Source organism: Pseudoalteromonas sp. BZK2 (assembly GCF_014349195.1).
Classification (GTDB): domain Bacteria; phylum Pseudomonadota; class Gammaproteobacteria; order Enterobacterales; family Alteromonadaceae; genus Pseudoalteromonas; species Pseudoalteromonas simplex.
Genome location: NZ_JACSOG010000008.1, coordinates 1 through 17,003 on the forward strand (window position 1 = coordinate 1; position 17,003 = coordinate 17,003).

General features: G+C 41.6%; 12 protein-coding genes. 6 read left to right on the plus strand and 6 right to left on the minus strand.

All coding sequences use genetic code 11. The features are described from left to right. Nucleotides 1-493: 493 nt before the first annotated feature. Nucleotides 494-1,189: a hypothetical protein gene (locus tag BIZ38_RS06235; RefSeq protein ID WP_138618960.1), complete on the plus strand. Its 696-nt coding sequence runs from the start codon at nt 494-496 to the stop codon at nt 1,187-1,189. A 363-nt stretch (nt 1,190-1,552) separates the two neighbouring features. On the opposite strand, the gene BIZ38_RS06240 is transcribed toward BIZ38_RS06235, so the two are convergent. Continuing rightward, the gene (locus tag BIZ38_RS06240) at nt 1,553-4,096 is read right to left on the minus strand and encodes a hypothetical protein (protein WP_187489921.1); all 2,544 of its coding nucleotides are present in this window, start codon (nt 4,094-4,096) and stop codon (nt 1,553-1,555) included. 109 nt (nt 4,097-4,205) lie between these two features. Beyond that, nucleotides 4,206-5,663 carry a dGTPase gene (gene dgt, locus BIZ38_RS06245; RefSeq protein WP_187489850.1) on the minus strand — a complete coding sequence of 486 codons (1,458 nt, stop codon included), beginning with the start codon at nt 5,661-5,663 and terminating at the stop codon, nt 4,206-4,208. Nucleotides 5,664-5,882: 219 nt separating this feature from the next. Here dgt and BIZ38_RS06250 point away from each other — a divergent pair, with 219 nt between their 5' ends. From BIZ38_RS06250 to BIZ38_RS06265, 4 genes are read left to right on the plus strand one after another with little or no spacing between them, the layout of a single operon-like run. Continuing rightward, complete coding sequence (locus BIZ38_RS06250; RefSeq protein WP_262387562.1) at nt 5,883-7,295, plus strand: glycerophosphodiester phosphodiesterase; 1,413 nt, start codon at nt 5,883-5,885, stop codon at nt 7,293-7,295. Between the two features lie 10 nt (nt 7,296-7,305). Further along, nucleotides 7,306-9,621 (plus strand): carboxypeptidase-like regulatory domain-containing protein, encoded by a 2,316-nt coding sequence (locus BIZ38_RS06255; protein ID WP_187489851.1) that lies wholly within the window; start codon nt 7,306-7,308, stop codon nt 9,619-9,621. Between the two features lie 16 nt (nt 9,622-9,637). Continuing rightward, the gene (locus BIZ38_RS06260) at nt 9,638-11,395 is read left to right on the plus strand and encodes a hypothetical protein (RefSeq protein ID WP_187489852.1); all 1,758 of its coding nucleotides are present in this window, start codon (nt 9,638-9,640) and stop codon (nt 11,393-11,395) included. An 11-nt stretch (nt 11,396-11,406) separates the two neighbouring features. Further along, a complete protein-coding gene (locus BIZ38_RS06265) occupies nt 11,407-12,600 on the plus strand; it encodes an alkaline phosphatase family protein (protein ID WP_187489853.1) in 1,194 nt (397 codons plus the stop codon). Between the two features lie 177 nt (nt 12,601-12,777). Here BIZ38_RS06265 and BIZ38_RS06270 read toward each other — a convergent pair whose 3' ends face one another. Continuing rightward, a complete protein-coding gene (locus tag BIZ38_RS06270; RefSeq protein ID WP_138619797.1) occupies nt 12,778-13,314 on the minus strand; it encodes a hypothetical protein in 537 nt (178 codons plus the stop codon). 195 nt (nt 13,315-13,509) lie between these two features. Between BIZ38_RS06270 and BIZ38_RS06275 the strand changes: the two genes are divergently transcribed. Then, nucleotides 13,510-14,466 carry a RimK family alpha-L-glutamate ligase gene (locus tag BIZ38_RS06275; RefSeq protein WP_187489854.1) on the plus strand — a complete coding sequence of 319 codons (957 nt, stop codon included), beginning with the start codon at nt 13,510-13,512 and terminating at the stop codon, nt 14,464-14,466. Here BIZ38_RS06275 and BIZ38_RS06280 read toward each other — a convergent pair. The 3 genes from BIZ38_RS06280 to BIZ38_RS06290 are packed head-to-tail and all read right to left on the minus strand — an operon-like array spanning nt 14,463 to nt 17,001. Further along, on the minus strand, nt 14,463-15,785 hold the full coding sequence (locus tag BIZ38_RS06280) for an ATP-binding protein (protein WP_187489855.1): 1,323 nt from the start codon (nt 15,783-15,785) through the stop codon (nt 14,463-14,465). The genes BIZ38_RS06275 and BIZ38_RS06280 overlap by 4 nt on opposite strands. Then, nucleotides 15,785-16,468, minus strand: a complete 684-nt coding sequence (locus BIZ38_RS06285) for a response regulator transcription factor (protein WP_054553438.1) — start codon at nt 16,466-16,468, stop codon at nt 15,785-15,787. Before BIZ38_RS06285 ends, BIZ38_RS06280 begins: the two co-directional genes overlap by 1 nt. Beyond that, nucleotides 16,468-17,001, minus strand: a complete 534-nt coding sequence (locus BIZ38_RS06290; RefSeq protein ID WP_054553439.1) for a hypothetical protein — start codon at nt 16,999-17,001, stop codon at nt 16,468-16,470. The genes BIZ38_RS06285 and BIZ38_RS06290 overlap by 1 nt, the downstream gene beginning before the upstream one ends. Between the last annotated feature and the right edge of the window lie 2 nt (nt 17,002-17,003).

Below are 17,003 nucleotides of genomic sequence, written 5' to 3' on the forward strand. Positions count from 1 at the left end.
TCCTCATTATGAGCCCGCATATAAGCACGCAGTCTGACAAAATTAACGAAGGGTATTGTGCAATAGGAGGAGTCCATATAAGGTACTTTAGTGCCGAAAAAAACTAGGCTACTGGGAAGTACTGCTATTCGTAGCCTAGTTTACAAGGTTGAAATGGTTACAGCATATGCAGAATTTGTTTGGCTTTTTCGCGGGTTAAACACGCGGCCATTGGGCGTTTTGCAAACAGTTTGGCTGAGACTGTTTGTTCTTTGCCTATGTATTGGTTATGCAGCTGTTTAAAGTGTGGTTACTTGAGCAATTTGCATTGGATGATAAACAGTTTTACTTTGGTAAGAATTAATATTCAGATTTGTTATTGCTCTTTCACTTTGTGAGAACATAAATCGAACTAGCAATTTATCAGTCTTTCAGGTGAATTTAGCGCAGATTTGTTGCAGTTTTATTTGAAGCTGTTAGTCTGTACCTCTAAATTTTACAGTGACGTAAATTCATGTTTAAACGGACTTTAATGCTTACAGTGCTATTGCTAGTAGCTGTATCTACACGGGCGAAAGAGCCAATCCTTTCTAATGAGTGCAAAAGTATTCAAACTGAGCGCGCTGAATTGCAATCTGCGTTAAGAAAGTCTCATGTACTTGATAAAATAGAAATTTATAAACAGCAAATTCAGAACTTATCTGCTCGATTTGCTGAAACATGTTTTACCAATGAACAAATAGCTGACCGTAAAGCTGCGCTTTTTAATCCTGATATTAGTTTACTTGAAAACCAACTAGCTAAACCGTTGTCTCAAAAAGCTTATTTAGAAAAACAAGCTGCGTGGCAACGTTTTTACGTGATGCCAACACGCTGCTTTAATCAGCCTCTTGAGCTTAAATATCTAGATTGGTGTATTGACAATAAACAGTTTCAATTTCAGAAATTTGATACGCTCTGGCAGCAAAAGAATACACAAATCGCGCGTTCTGAAGCTAAGCTGACAGATTCGTTTCATGAGTTTGTGCTGCCTAGTAAAACAGAACGAGCAAAACTGAGTGCGCAACAGCAATTAAAGCGCTACAGCAACACAACAGATTCCTTCTTACCGACCAATATAATTGTATTATGTGTTTTAGCGGTATCAGTGTTTTTTGGGCTGATTTTTATATTTCATTGGTTGATGCGCCCACGACCTGTGGTGAAGTGAGTATACAGTAGGCGTGAAATTTATTTCGCGCGCCATGCAAGCATAGGCACTGGGCTTTAGGCGCAAGGACGCGATATGAAATCGCTGCTACACATTCGTCTCTCGAAACTCACTTCTCGTTATTTACTCAAACCATTCCCGGCTAAAGCCAGTCCTACGGGGGAAACAATAGGCATTGGGCTTTAGGCGCTAGGACGCGATATGAAATCGCTGCTACAAATTCGTCTCTCGAAACTCACTTCTCGTTACTTACTCAAACCATTCCCGGCTAAAGCCAGTCCTACGGGGGAAACAATAGGTACTGGGCTTTAGGTGCTAGGTCGCGATGTAAAATCAGCTACAGGTTCGTTTCTCGTTACTTAATCACTCATCTGTTTTAAGCTGTTTAGCGCGTTCTTCTGCATCAATAAGAGCTTGTGATTTTGGCTGTTTGGTTTTACTTTTTATCACAGGCTTTTCGTCAGAATTTGGATCCCACGTAGGATCAAGTGATAAGTTTGCAAATGGATTATACGGCTTATCATCTTGTTGCTCGGTCTCTAAATTTGTTTCTTTATCAGCTTCATCAGAGTCACTAGCCATCTCTTCTAGTATATCGTCGTTACTCAGTTCGACAGACAAATCAACCGTATCTTCAGCAGGTTTTGTTGGTTCTTCTGGGCTAAATGACGCAGGTTCGTCCTGTAGCTCTTGTTCAAGCGCTTGTAAGGCTTTTGCTAAATCATCATCGCTGATGTCGTCGTGATCGTCTGTTGTGCTTGGAGCCGTGACTGTTTGTTTATCTTCAGCAAAATGATCAGCAAACGATAAATCATCACCCATCAATGACGATAAGTCATATTCAGGCACGTCATCTCTAGACGGCTCGTCGTCAGCAATAGGCTCTTTTGTTGAGTATTCATCAAAACCAAACGATGACGAACTCGTAAAGCTTGGCTCGTCAAACTCTGGTTTTTCAAGCTCATCGATTTCCGGTTTTTCTAGCGCTTCGATTTCAGCTAAAACAGGTTCATCGTCGGCAATAGGCTCTTTAGCTTTATACTCATCAAAACCAAACGATGACGAACTTGTAAAGCTTGGCTCGTCAATCTCAGGTTTCTCAAGCTCATCGATTTCAGGTTTTTCTAGCGCTTCGATTTCAGTTAAAACAGGTTCATCGTCAGCAATTGGTTCTTTAGCTTTATACTCATCAAAACCAAACGATGACGAACTTGTAAAGCTTGGCTCGTCAATCTCTGGCTTCTCAAGCTCATCAATTTCAGGTTTTTCTAGCTCTTCTATCTCAGTTAAAACTGGTTCATCGTCAGCAATAGGCTCTTTAGCTTTATACTCATCAAAACCAAACGATGACGAACTCGTAAAGCTTGACTCGTCAAACTCTGGTTTCTCAAGTTCATCAATTTCAGGTTTTTCTATCGCTTCTATCTCAGTTAAAACAGGTTCATCGTCAGCAATAGGTTCTTTAGCTTTATACTCATCAAAACCAAATGATGAAGAACTCGTAAAGCTTGGCTCGTCAATCTCTGGCTTCTCAAGCTCATCAATTTCAGGTTTTTCTAGCGCTTCTATCTCAGCTAAAACTGGCTCGTCGTCGGCAATTGGTTCTTTAGTTGTGTACTCATCAAAGCCGAATGATGACGAAGCGGAATCTCTCGGTTCTTCTAGTTCAGGTTCATCTTGTTTAGATCCCTCTGCTTTTGGAGCTGTTTCTTCATTGATGCTGTAAGATGAAGCAAGGCTCGCTAATTTTAGCTCTTGCTCTAGGCCTCGTTGCTCATCTAAGAAGTCGTCATCAGAGTCGTTTACGTCTTTATCGTCGTAACCAAGTTCAAGGTCATTAAATTGCTTGGCGTCAGCAAAATCATCAGCTGTTTGTGTAGATGGGGTTTGTGGCTTTTCACTATCATGCTGTGTACTAAAGTGCATTAGTTCAGAGAGATCGTCGTTATCATTTTTCTCGGTTAATTCGTTTGTGAAGTCAGGTAATGAATCAGTGTCTTGCTGTGACTGCTCTGAGTTTTCATCTAGCACGGCAGCCGTTGCTGCTTGAAGTTCTTCGGCTTCTTTTTCTGCAGAAGCTTGCGCTTGGGCCGCTGCTTTTAGGGCTTTAGCTTGCATTAAGCTTTGCTCAAGCTCTGAGTCTGCGTCAGTATTTTTATTTTGACGAATACGAACAATCACTAAGCCTGCAATAAGTAGTACTAGCAAGACAATTAAACTCGGCATTAATAATGAGCTTGATGAACTATTTTCACTTTCATAAGGAGCAGCAGGCTCCGGTGTAAATGCTGGCTCAACAGGTTCTGCCTCGACAGCTTTTCTTACATCTGTAGTTTCACTGTTTTGCGAACTGTCAGGCGCTGCGTTATCAAGCTGTTGTTCCATCACAGGAGAGGTTACAGGCTCAGCCACAGTTTCTGTCGGAGTATCAGAGATTATAATGCGATCAACGTCAGCGGGCTCTTCTGTTTGCTGCACTGGTGGTGTTAGCTGTGTATTTTGCGTTTCTAGTGGTTCTGGCTCTATTTGTAATTGTTCTGCAGGCTGTTGCGGCTCAATAATCTCTGATGCTTGCTCAACTGTAGGCTGTGTTGGTTCTTCAGGCGTACCTTGTATTGCTCCTGAATGTTGAGTTGAGCGGGTGCTATTACTCTGAATTACTGGTTCAACGGGTTGTGTTGGCTGTTGCTGAACTTTAAGGTTTGAACCATTATTGAGTGGGGTAGGATTTTGGCAATTTTTTTCGTAATTTCTGGCAGCTGAACGATAATTTTTGTTGCTAGTGTTGTTACGATACTCATGCATTTGTTGCTTTAACAAAATACACATAGCTTCGTTGTACTGTGCTTTTGATGTAAAGCTCAGACTTGCAAGTAATAGTAATAAAGTTGTTTTTATAATTGGCATAGTTTCCTGACCAGTAAGGTTTATCTGGTTACCCAAACAATGAGTTAATTCTAAGCCCAGTAGGGCAATTTATCCACATTCATTAAATAATTTCAGCGAAATAGCAAAGTCAATCGTTCACCATGAGCGCTCGGTATTCGTCATAAGCAAATTGGTCGGTCATTCCGCTGATGTAATCTTGAATTAAGCGGCAGCGATAATAGAACTCGTAGGCGGTAAAATGATCCGGTTCGGCTTTTAGGGCATCAATGGCTTTTTGATAGCTATTTAAATGTTTATTAGATAGTTTTTTCACTAGACGAGTTTCAATTAAGTAGTGTTGATCGCCTTTTAAAACCCGTTTAAAAGCATCGGCGTCAAGGGCAAGTAAGGGCTTGTAGCAATCAAGTAAACCGCTAATGATTCGATAACCTTGCAGCTCTAAGCGCTCTACCTCTTTGTGGCAAAAAACGTGCTTTAATGCCACTTGTTTTAAGGTGAGCGTGACAGCGTGCAGGTGGCTACGATCTTCTAATAAAGCTTGATTAAAATCACCGTGGTAAATGGCTTCGATATTGCTGATAAAACGCTCTGCTGCGTAGCTTACTAATGGGTGTAGCAAGGTCACGCGTAAGTAGATAAAAAATTCGCTGTTAAAATTGTATGGCTGCTCTTGCGCTTTACTTAACGCATAATCAATGGCTTTTTCGGCAAAGTCGCTGTGTTTGGTATCGTCTATGGTTAGGTTTGTGAGTGTGCGGGTGTATTGCTCTTTTAGCTTGTCGCAAAGCGACTCGACACTAATAATGCCTTTTTCGACCGCATCTTCTATGTCGGCTAAACAATACGAAATATCGTCAGCGGCTTCCATAATGTAGCTTGCTGGATGGCGGCAATATTGTTCAATCTCTAACTCATTTTGCAGTGCTTCAACAAAAGGCTTTTCGCTAAAATAGTAACCCACTTTTTTCATCAAGTAGTTTTTATCTTGTGGGCTGTCTTTTTTTGCCATGCTGGCCGGGCGGGTATATTTTAAAATTCCGGCACTTTGGCTGTAGGTTAAATTTAGTGAAAGTAATGAATGAATTATACGAATACCTTGGGCATTACCTTCAAAGCTTTTTATATCTTGGGCTAAGTGTTTAAAAATCACGCTGATGCCAATGCCTTTACAGCGCTCTGGGGTTAGTGAGTCTAAGTGTTTCTCGAACCACTGATTAATGGCTGCTTCGCCAAAGTGACCAAACGGTGGGTTGCCAATATCGTGCATTAGGCAGGCCATTTCAACGAGGCTTTCTAGTGGCCGCTCAAGTCCAGCTAGGCCATATTCTTTTTGCTTTGCATCACTGAGCTTATTAAAAATGGTTTGCACAATAAAGCGGCCTACCTGTTGCACTTCAAGCGAGTGAGTCAGCCGTGAACGCACTGCGGCATTGCGCTCAAGTGGAAATACTTGGGTTTTTTGTTGTAAGCGGCGAATTGCTGCACTGTTAATAATACGACCCCGATCACTTTCAAGCGCAGTGTGTAAATTATTGGTAGAACGCATTTCGCGTGCTGGGGTAATTTTTTTACCAAAATCGATCATTTTTCGTTCCCACAAAGCGGTAAAAATCGGGCTTTTATATGTTGTTAGCAAAACTTTGCTAGTTATTAAATTTAATCTAACAGCTTGTATCTTAAATTAAAATATTCATTTTTATTAAAGTTATTACTTTAAATTAAGTCCTTTATTCATATATTATTCAGTTTCACGCACTTCTTCATTATCTTGAATTAGAAAGGAAAGCCTTTTGGCTGTATAGCAATGATGCAAACTCTGTCTAAAAAAACATGGCTGCTAGCCAGTATTCTTTTGTATTGTATTGGTTTAACTGCTTGTAAAAGTACCCCTGAAACAAGTACTGAAAACACCTTAACAGTAGTCGAAAAAAATGCCATTAAGGCCAAACAGGATGCACTTCGCGCCCGTGGTTTTTACGAAAGTCAGCTAGGTAATATCAATTACGCTACAACGAGGCAATGCAGTAACTTTAATTTACAAAGTCACCGTGGCTCAATTCGCTACGCCGAAAACTCGCTTAACGCAGTAATTGATGCTATCGACAACAACTTTGATGTTGTTGAAATTGACGTGCGTATTACCCGTGACGATATGTGGGTTGTGCATCATGATGCTCGCACCGGCCGCGAAACAGGCACGGTTGATAATAAGCGTCGTAAAATTGAGTCGATGAACTACAAAAAAGAGTGGGGCTATTTACGTCATCGTAATCAAGATACTGGGCTACTTACCGACAAAATGCCGCCATCATTTAGAGAGCTAGCAGCTACGTTTGCACGCTATCGTAAACCCCATCAAAAACTGAATATCGAAATAAAATCAAAGGCCTCAGTTAACGATTTAAAAATGCTTGATTACTTGGCATATGAGTTTGTTGGCGGCGGAAACTACTTTTTTAGTAGCTTAGAAATGCGCAACCTTACTCGTATGCGCGACATTAACCCAGACATTTATTTGGCATTTATTCAATCACCGGCAAAAGCCTCAATGAATAAGCTAGCAAGCGATCTAAAACGCGGTGCTGGGAGTGATCCTATTTATGAGCGTAACAAAGAAGAACTTGAAAGCTTGCAAGCACTTGGAAATCGTTACCATCGTGAAAAGCGTTACGACAGCCCTGTTAAGCTTGATAAATTGGCAAAGCAGCTAAAACGTAACTTTGGCTATGTGCTTGATATTCGTCATTACAAGCAAAGTGCAGCTCGCTTGAAACCAGTTGCTAAAGCGCGCGGCATTATGATTGCTACATATTCAATTAATGGTCACGACTATCATGAGCGCAGCTTATTAGCGCAGTCACGTTCGCTGCGTCCAGACTCGGTGATCATGGACGACACCGTATATGGTTTTTGTTCTGTGTTCGAGTTGCCAAAAATGCAGCCGTTTCTTAGTGATGACCCAGAAGCTAAGTTAATTGCTAGTATGCCTGCAGACCTTGATTTAGAACGCTTAGATGAGCTGTATGCTTATAAAGCTAATCAGCTTTATCCTGCGGTGGGCGGCACGCTTAAATCAACTCAAGCACAAACTTATATTCCCAAAGTAACATCGACTCCTTCAGCGCCTAATTTAGAAATAGGGACTCGCCAAGCCGATGAAGACTTTAGCCTAGAAACAGATCCTGCTGTTGAACTAGAACTACGTAAAAAACAATAAGAACAAAACTATGACTGATTTAATAAAGCCGTTTTGGTGGCGCTGCTTGCTACTTGTTTTAGCTACTTTATATTTATTACCCGAAGCAATTTTTAATGCCCAATTAGTGTCATTAGTAGGGTTAGGCACTCCTTCAGCAGAAGATCTTGAACACCTTGAAATTTATGGCCGAGCAGTGTCTGGAGTAGGTGTTGCGCTGCTGTTAGCTGACTTTTTACCTAAAGCCATGGTTGCTAAAGTTGGCCGCGGACTTATCTCGTTTATCGCTTTACTGTGTTTAGTTTGGCCAGTGGTGTTTTTTGGCCAGAAGTATGTAATTGAAAAGACCTTGATTGAGCCCTCTACAGCAGAGCAACGTCAGTTTGCTACGTACAGTGCAGCACTGCGTGATGCTCTAGCAATTAACTCGATTAAAGTGAATGATCTCGATTATAACCCTGAGCAATTACATAGTTCAGAGAACTTAACCTTTTTGGCGCTATTTGGTGGCTTACTGTATAGCGATGCCGCACTTTCAGATAATTTAGAGCAAGATAAACGTAAGATCATCGCTGCTTTTGTGCAGAAGAAAGCGTATCAAGATTTTGATAAACATTATAAAAACTACAGCCAGCTATATGATGAGCTGGTGGTTAAATACAAAGCCTATGCTGATGGCAGTAAAAAGTATAACAACACTTTGGCTGGTATAGGTGAACGTGAACAAGGTTATTGGCAGCAAGTTGAGCAAGAGATCAACAGTGGCTGGAGCAAGTATCAGCAAGCACAAAAAGCCCACATTGCCAAAGCATCGGCACGAGCGCAAAAGTATGGCCCTAAGATTTATGATTACCATCACAGTATCGCTAAATGCCGTGAGCGTTATGATAAGAGCAGCGAAAAAGATCGCCGTAATCGCTGCTATGAGCGCGAAGCAGCAGACTACCGAAGCACTATTTTAAAAGCGGGTATTGGCTATATAGAGCCTGATTACTGGCTTATCGAAGAAGAAATCTCGGCTGCAGAAAATGCCGCAGGCACTATTTTGATGGGGGTGCTCACTGGCGGTGTTTATACAGCTCTGCAAGCGGCAAGTTTAGCAACCGGTGGCGATGGTGGTCTTAAGGATAAACGCTACAAATACACCGATGATCCCGATCATTATCAACTGCGTTTTTTACAGCATCCGAACTTTCATAAGATGTTTGTTAGCGAGACAGGTTACCCGTTTACGGTTGAAAACTTAGTGGCGTTTCGTACTCACGAAACAACGCAAAACAAGCTTAGAGCACACTTTGCTAGTAAAGGTTTACAACTTGAAAGCAATTGGAATGTGAATCAACGCCAAGCGTTTGCTAATGCAGTCGCAACCAAAGTTACCAACGAAGCGAATGCACAATGGCAAAGCGAAATGCGTAAACGTGGCATGAGCTTAGAGCCAAACTTAAGCTGGGTTGCGTTTCAGTTACACCCGCAAATTCAAGCTAAAATTGCCGACAGAATGGGCGATTTATATGTGAAAAACATTCGCGCCGATTGGAATAAAAAGAACTTTAAAGACAAGGTGCTTGATCCAAACATTGCAAAACGTACCGATAAGTACCTTGCCATGCTCAATAGTTCAGAAGGTAAATTTGCAGATGGTGGCGAGTATGCTGAGTACGGTAAACAAGCATTGCGTTCGGTGATTATTCCGCCTATTTCGATGTCGTTGTCACTGTTTTTGATTTGCTTAACCTTTAGCAAGCTGCCGTTAAAACTATGGCAATTGATTAAACCTCAGCAAGAAAAGCAACCAACCACTGCTGTATCTGTTTTGCAAAAGCTGATTATGCCAGCGCTGATTTTGATAGTGCCAGTAATGTTTGTGCATAACACCTTTACTGAAGACGACCAAAGCCCTGTTAACTACTTTTTAGACAAGGTCGATGAATCGAGCAATCCGGTGTTTAGTTATGCGATTCGTTGGACTTTGCATGCCCAGCCTTTGCTGCATCCTCTAGGCTTAGAATTTGAAGAAAAACTGCATATTTACGAGAGTTTTAGTCCAGTGAGCCATGCTTTAGCTAAGGTTGATATTTTGCGTCATGGCGATGCCAACTTAAGTGCAGAACAACAGCAGCGCAGACAATACATGGTTGAGCAAAAAACTAAGTTAACAATCTCCACGAATGCGCCGAATGCCACAATTCGTATCATGAATATCGGCCCGAAGTATCGTCCTGGCATGACGTTAAAAACGGGTGCTTATGATATTCAAGTATCGGCGCCTGGATATAAAACGTATCGACGTTGGCACCAAGTTGATGCTGGTGAACAAACATTAACCATTGATTTAAGCAAGTAATTAGCAAGGAATGAAAATGCAACATTGCCAAAATACGGTGTATGCCACCGACCTCCACTGTTGTGATTGTGGAGAAGCACTTGAGCAAAAAAGACAAATGCACACGGTTGAGGAACTCAACCCTGATTTACTGGTTGATGTAAAAAACTATGCGCCACAAGCGGGTACGATCACAGGTGTTGTGAAGTCAATGTATTACTATAAGCGCCGCTATAAAACCAATAACGACAACATGTTATATGGTTATTGGTGGCTAGAAGTAGAAGACAAAGACGGCATTATTCATGAGTTTAGTGTTGATGCAGAAAAAGATGTAATTGCTAACCTACAAAAGGGTAATGTGATCACTGCTTTTCAGGAAACACCGTTAACGCTTAATTATCGCATTGCTGATGGCAATGCTAGGCGGGTAGTTAAAAATGACCGCTTTATGCCAGTTGTGATTGTGCATTTTGCCGATCAGCAATATCGCAGCTGGGACAAAACCATTAGCCGAAACTACACTGGTGGAACGATATTGTGGCTGGTGCTAAGTGTTATTACATTCTTAATCATGTTGTTCGCTGCAAAGCTTGAGTTTTTGCCTGCGCTACTTGCGTCATTGCCTGTGGCAATTGGGGTGTTTATGGCAGAGCAAAACTACCATAAAAAAGCCAAAGCCAAACAAGAAGCAAAGTATGATGCGATTTTAGCGGCAACAGATGTGATGCTATCGACCACCCTAAATCAATTGGGTTATAACATGCTGGCAAGAACGCCGAGTAAGTCAGATGTTATTTGTATCTCGTGTCAGCAGCGTATCAGCCAAGATGCGGCACATTGCTATTGCTGTGGTGCTAAGCAACATGTTGAAGCGATTGCTGCAAACGAACAGTCGCTTGCAAAAGATGATGAGCAAGCTATTAGCATTCAAAAAGCGTTAGAGCCAACTATAACCAAACCAACTAGTATCGCTGAGCTTGAGCATGCCATTATGGATGAATATAGTCTTGCGTATGAAAACGATTACGTGCATAAAAATGTTTGGGCACGTAACGAAAAAGGCACTATTCGTCATCGTGCTGTGCTTGGTAAAGTATTAGAAAAAGAGCAAAGCGCACATGCCAATGAAACACGTGAAACAGTAACCACCACTGAAACAACAACCACCTATCGAGGTGGCATGTATGTGGGTAGCGATGTAAAAGAGCGCGTAGAGGTATATCGCAATCGTAGCACGACTTTAAAAGGCGAAATTATGCTTGAAACGGCCACTGGTGAGCCGTTTGTTTTTAAAGCCGGTGAAGATTTATTGGGCTCAGTTGATATCGGCGATTGGGTGTATTACGCCTACAGCAGTGTAGACACAAAGCGTTATTATAAGTATTACCGAGAGTATGCGGTTAATGTGAGTAAAGACATTGCCTATGGCAACTCATCAGTACGTAGCTTTGGTATGGTACATGGTTTTAACCGTATGGTACTGCTTGGCCTTACGTCAATAGGGCTAGCGTGGTACTTTGATGCTCAAGATTTTTACCCGTTGATAAATACACTCGTACCAGATGTCGGGATTGATTTACTCAATAATTACCCGCAAGTGGTCGAACATTTAGATGGCCTTCCGGTTGCTGTGTTTATTGTATTAAGTGTGGTTACAGGCGTTTGGGGCTTTATTTATAGCCTAATAAACGGCTCACGTTTAAAGCGTAGTGTGAAAAAGCTTGAGAGCATGATCACAAAATTTTCAAAACAGTTTGGTAACGTTTCTGAGCAAATTAACAAATTGAACTAAAAGGGTTTCGCATGCGTATTTGGCAATTAGTTTTAGCGGGTATATTAATGTTTAGCTCGGCTGTAAAAGCGGAGCAAGAGCAATCTGTGGTCCTTATTTCGATAGATGGCTTTCGTTGGGATTATATTGAAAAACACCATGCAAAACACTTAAAAGCAATCAGTGAGCAGGGCGTACGAGCTAGCAAAATGCGTCCTGTTTACCCGACCAAAACCTTCCCGAATCATTTGTCGATTATTACCGGCTTGTTGCCGGTTAATCATGGCATTGTCGAGAACCGCTTTTGTGATACTGAGCGCAACGACTGTTACAAAATGGGGAAAGGGAAAGATGATAGCACTTGGGTGAGTGGTATTCCGCTTTGGAACCTAGCGCAAATGCAGGGCTTAAAAGCCGCAACCTATTTTTGGCCTGAATCAGATGCGCGCTTTAACGGTATGTTGCCTGATTACTTTTATCATTATTCAAAACACAGTGATTACCAAAAGCGTGTTGATCAAATTATTCAGTGGTTGAGCTTACCAAAAGCGCAGCGTCCACGTTTGGTTATAAGCTACTTTTCGCTGGTGGATAGCATGGGGCATGAGTTTGGCCCAGATGCCAAAGAGACTTATGACGCAGTGCAAAAGCTCGATAGTTTAATGGCTGATTTATCGAGCCGTTTAAAAGCGCTTGATGAAAACATTAACTTGGTGATTGTGTCTGATCACGGAATGACGTCGGTAGATCCAAGCCTTAGCATTAAAATTGATAGCTTGCCGCAAGATGAAAACTTCATCGTGCAAAACACTGGCCCTCGGGTTTTATATTATGCAAAACCAGATAGCAAAGCAGACATCAACGGGTTCAGCAAAAAGCTTGCTAAAGCCGCAGATGGTCGTTACGTCGTGCTAAGCGAGCAGCAAAAGCGTGATTATCACTATAATAAAGGCCCGCGCGTTGGCGATATTATTTTACAAACCGACGCACCTCGTGTGTTTACCGACAGTAAAATGGCTGGTTATCTAGGCACTCATGGTTACGCTTACAGCGAAGATATGGCCGCAACCTTTATCGCCACTGGCCCCGCCTTTAAACAAGGCCTTCGTTTAGACGAAGTAAGTAATTTAGATGTGTACCCGCTGATCGCCAAAATTCTAGGCCTTGAGATTTTAAGCCCAATCGACAGCGACGGCGCAAGTTTGTGGCCGGCTATGAAGCAGTAAGCTTTGAGTTAGTTTGTGCCAGCACATTACTAAGGCTAAATACGATACCGTAGGCGTGAAATTTATTTCGCGCGAAACAAGTTTCACGCCTACGAATTAATACATTAGGCACTGGGCGCTAGGATTTAGGTTCTTGGACGCGATGTAAAATCGCAGCTACAGACTTACACCCGTTACCTACAACTTCGTTACCCACCCGTACTCACCATGGCTTTGAAACTTGTAGCTTTGATTACCGGCATCAAATTGGCCTTGTAGGGTGTTTTCTGTGAGGGTCATCACGGCTTGATGGCCTGCTTTAGCATGATCATTGACTTTGCCAAATACACTTCTATCGCCATTGCTGGCTTCAATAATGTTACTAATTTCGACGGTGTAACTGAGGTATTCGTCGATCACTAAAATAAAGTGATCGCCGGGTTGTAAGGTTTTTAGGGTGTCTAAATCAAATTCGCTGAATGCGGTGTTTGCTAATTGGTCAGGCAAACGGCCTTGTTTATATAGATAATCGTGCGCATGATTAGATAGCTGATTAAGCGGCGCAGTTAAGTTCACAATGGGCTGTGGGGCTATTTGGTCGGCCTGCGCTTTGTAAGAGGCAACAAACTGCTGTGTGCTTGGTTTTGTTTTAAAACCATCACTTTGAATGTGCCATTCATTCAGTGCAAATGCTGTAAGTGGCAGAATGAAGATTAATGCAAGCGTCCTGTTCACATGTTTCTCTTACGGGGTTTTATGTTAACTCATTGTTAGTTTTTACCTTAAGTTAACAACCCGGTCAATGGTTAATCACTAAGTAGTGGTTTTTATTATCGTGTCGATAAAATTAATTTGTTTTACTCGGCTTTGAATGCTCAGCATAATCCGCGTTTTTTTGTCACCGAAACTCAAAGACCAGAGGTACCAAGCATGCGCGGGTGGATCATTTATAAAGATAGCCAAGGCTTGTTAAAACAAGAAACCTATGAAGTAGAACGTTTACTTGCTGCAGCCGAAGAAGAGGGCATAGATTTACAAGTTTATTCGCCTGATCAATTTGACCTGACTATTACCCGTGAAGACGGTAAAAGTATTTTAATTGATGGTAAGTCAGTTGAGCTCCCCGATTTTGTTATCCCTCGCATGGGGGCAAGTACAACTTATTTTGCGCTAGCGATTATTCGCCACCTTGAACGTTTAGGTGTGTACTGTGTTAACAGTTCGCAATCCATCGAAACAGTAAAAGACAAATTATTTGCACAGCAAATTCTTGCAGAGTGTAATTTACCAACGCCAAATACCATGTTGGTTAAATTTCCGGTGAATATTGATTTGGTTGAAAAGCAAATTGGCTTCCCTGTGGTTATTAAAACCTTATCGGGCTCGCAGGGGAGTGGTGTATTTTTATCAAAATCAAAAGAAGAGTTTGATGACTTAATGCAGCTGATTGAGGCTGCAAATCCACAAGCAAACATCATTTTACAGCAGTTTGTTAAGTCCAGTCATGGCCGTGATTTGCGAGTACTTACTATCGGTGGTCGTGCTGTTGCATGTATGGAACGTAACTCACAGGGTAAAAACTTTAAAGCCAATGTTAGTGCAGGTGGCACAGGTAAGTCATTTCCTATTACGCCAGAAATCGAATGGCTTGCAACCCAAACAGCGAACGTACTCAACCTTGATGTAGCAGGCATCGATTTATTGTTTGATGAGCAGCACTTTAAAATTTGTGAAGCAAACTCAAGCCCTGGCTTTGAAGGCTTAGAAGGTGCGTTGGGTATTGACGTAGCCAAAGAGATTTTGCACTTTATTCGCATTCGTTTAGGTATTTTTGATAAGCCCACAAAACCAGAAGCGCAAGAAAAAGCAGCTGAGAGCGCAGCTTAATCTTCGGTTATTTTTGCACAAAAGCCATTTTCTGAACTTAGAAATAAGTTGAGTGAATGGCGGTTGCAAATTGCTTGTACGGTTGCAAGGCCTAAACCAAACCCTTCTTTTTGACGCGCCGGATCGCTGCGATAAAAGCGTTTTGTGAGCTGTTGTAAATCATGTTCATTGACACCCTTACCATTGTCGACAACTGATATACTTTTTTCAGCAATTATTATTTTAATCGTTGCGCCCTTACCAGCGTACTTTATAGCATTTTCGACTAGGTTAAAAATTGCTTGAAACAACAGGTTTCGATCACCGCTTAATTGCCAAGATGAAGAAATAGCGACATCAATTGATTGACCGTTTTGTTCGGCACTGGGTTGCAGAATTTCACTAATATCATTGGCAAGTTGACTACTATCAATTGTTTCGAGCTGCAGCGGAAATTGTCCATGTTCTAAACGTGTGAGCTTTAGCATGGCGTCAAAGGTGTTAATGATACTATTGAGCTGTTCAAGCTCGTAGCCCATTTCTGGCAGCTTTTGTAAACGCTGCTCTAAATTAAGTTTTAATCGTGTCAGTGGGGTTTTTAGATCATGAGCGATATTATCGGTAATTCCCTGTACCAAAGCGAAATTTTCCTCTACTGCATCAAGCATTGTATTGATGTGAGCTGCTAAACGATCAAATTCATCACCTTTATCTTTATGGGATAAACGCGCGCTTAAGTTGCCATTTTGGACTTGTTCGGCTGTTGCATTGAAGTAGTTTACACGACGCAAATGTCGACGAGAAAATAGGTAACCAAACAAGCCTGTTAACGCTATTGCTATGATAAAAGTCCAACTAGCGATTGATTTGAAATCGATGATTAAACGTTGTAAATGCTCTGTGGCAGTGGCAAGCACGATATTGCCATAAACGGTTTTAACTTTGCCTGTTGTGAGTAGGCGTATTTGACCTCGTCCGGTATCAAGAACAGGAAAAACAACTGTTTCAGGGAGTGAGGGGATATTATCGGGTAAAAAGCTTAGCTGCTGGCTTTGTTCATAATCACTCTGCCAAAAAATTAAAACATCACCTTCGCTTCTGAAAACATCCAGCTGTTGAAAAAAGCTTTGCTTGTCAAATTCGGAGGCGAGCGCTTCGATACGTGTTTTTTCGGCATCAAGGCGCCGTTCAACTTGACGGCTTTGCTCGCCAAGTAACAGTTGGTAGATTAAAGTAATCGCAAGTAATAAAGTAACAGCGGTAATTGCTGCAAAGGCCAATGTTAAACGCCAAACTGAGCTTTTTCTTGGGTCGAACAAACGTAGGTTATTTTCGTACATTAACTCTCACTAGCTTTTAAGCGGTAGCCGACACCGCGAACTGTTTCGATTTCTAATTGCGCGGACGCTTCTGTGAGCTTTTTACGAAGCCTCGCAATATGCACGTCAATAACGTTGGTGCCAGGATCAAAATGATATTCCCATACCGATTCAAACAATAAGGTACGGGTGACTAATTTGTCTTGGTGATCTAATAAATACCTAAGCAATTTAAATTCTTTGGGCTGTAAATTAACAGTTTTAGTGTTTACTTCAACTCGTTGATTACTGTAGTCGAGCGATAAATTGGCAAGACTAATTTTAGTGCTCAGTGGGGCATGAAAGGTATGCCGTTTTATTAAGTTTTCGACTCGAATAGCTAATTCAGAAAAAGAGAAGGGTTTTGTTAGATAATCATCACCGCCGGCTTTTAAACCTGTCACTCTGTCGTCTACTTTATCTAGTGCTGATAGTATTAATACTGGCGTTGTTTTGCCGGTTGCTCTTAATGCTAACAATACCTGTAAACCATCAAGCTTAGGAAGCATACGATCTAGAATAATCGCGTCGTAATGTTCACACGTCGCTAGCATAAGCCCTTGTTGACCATCTTCTGCGCAATCTAATGTGTAGCCTTGCTCAATAAAAGCCTTGTATAAAAACTCGCGATTTTGCTGATCGTCTTCAACTAATAATAGTTTCATTAATTGCCCCAACGAAGCAAAGGTAAGTTCTTACCCGTCTCAAGATCAATCGCTTTTTTGTGACGCCCTTTGCTGGTTACGAATGTGGCGACCATGTATGTGATACCCATGTCTTGCTCTAATTGGGCTTCAATTAGGTAGTGTGTTGGCTCACTATCTAGTTGAGTTACTAAACCATGTAATGTGTAACCTTTACGGCTCATCAAATTAGCAGCTGCTATTTCTTCTTGTTCATCAAGCTCCGGAGCTTCATATTCAAGCTCTATTACCTTTCCCGCACTGTCTAAAAGTAATTCGATAAATCGTTGTTTTTTAGCTTCATATAAAGTGACTTCGAATACGCTTTGACCATTTTCAATTTCCAGCTCAAACTCAACAATAACGGCATTTTTCGCATAGTGCTGTTCTATGTTATATAAAACTTCAGTCGGGGCGGGGGCTGTGCTTGAATCTAGCATATTAAAAATGGCTGAACTTGCAGCAAAAGCAAGGCCAGAAATTAAGCACAGGCAAGTTAAAACTAGTTTTTTCATAA

What these genes read in the sequence shown, in the direction of transcription:
- BIZ38_RS06235 (WP_138618960.1), top strand. Translation starts at nt 494, where the DNA reads ATGTTTAAACGGACTTTAATGCTTACAGTGCTATTGCTAGTAGCTGTA.
- BIZ38_RS06240 (WP_187489921.1), bottom strand. Translation starts at nt 4,096, where the DNA reads ATGCCAATTATAAAAACAACTTTATTACTATTACTTGCAAGTCTGAGC.
- dgt (WP_187489850.1), bottom strand. Translation starts at nt 5,663, where the DNA reads ATGATCGATTTTGGTAAAAAAATTACCCCAGCACGCGAAATGCGTTCT.
- BIZ38_RS06250 (WP_262387562.1), top strand. Translation starts at nt 5,883, where the DNA reads ATGATGCAAACTCTGTCTAAAAAAACATGGCTGCTAGCCAGTATTCTT.
- BIZ38_RS06255 (WP_187489851.1), top strand. Translation starts at nt 7,306, where the DNA reads ATGACTGATTTAATAAAGCCGTTTTGGTGGCGCTGCTTGCTACTTGTT.
- BIZ38_RS06260 (WP_187489852.1), top strand. Translation starts at nt 9,638, where the DNA reads ATGCAACATTGCCAAAATACGGTGTATGCCACCGACCTCCACTGTTGT.
- BIZ38_RS06265 (WP_187489853.1), top strand. Translation starts at nt 11,407, where the DNA reads ATGCGTATTTGGCAATTAGTTTTAGCGGGTATATTAATGTTTAGCTCG.
- BIZ38_RS06275 (WP_187489854.1), top strand. Translation starts at nt 13,510, where the DNA reads ATGCGCGGGTGGATCATTTATAAAGATAGCCAAGGCTTGTTAAAACAA.
- BIZ38_RS06280 (WP_187489855.1), bottom strand. Translation starts at nt 15,785, where the DNA reads ATGTACGAAAATAACCTACGTTTGTTCGACCCAAGAAAAAGCTCAGTT.
- BIZ38_RS06285 (WP_054553438.1), bottom strand. Translation starts at nt 16,468, where the DNA reads ATGAAACTATTATTAGTTGAAGACGATCAGCAAAATCGCGAGTTTTTA.
- BIZ38_RS06290 (WP_054553439.1), bottom strand. Translation starts at nt 17,001, where the DNA reads ATGAAAAAACTAGTTTTAACTTGCCTGTGCTTAATTTCTGGCCTTGCT.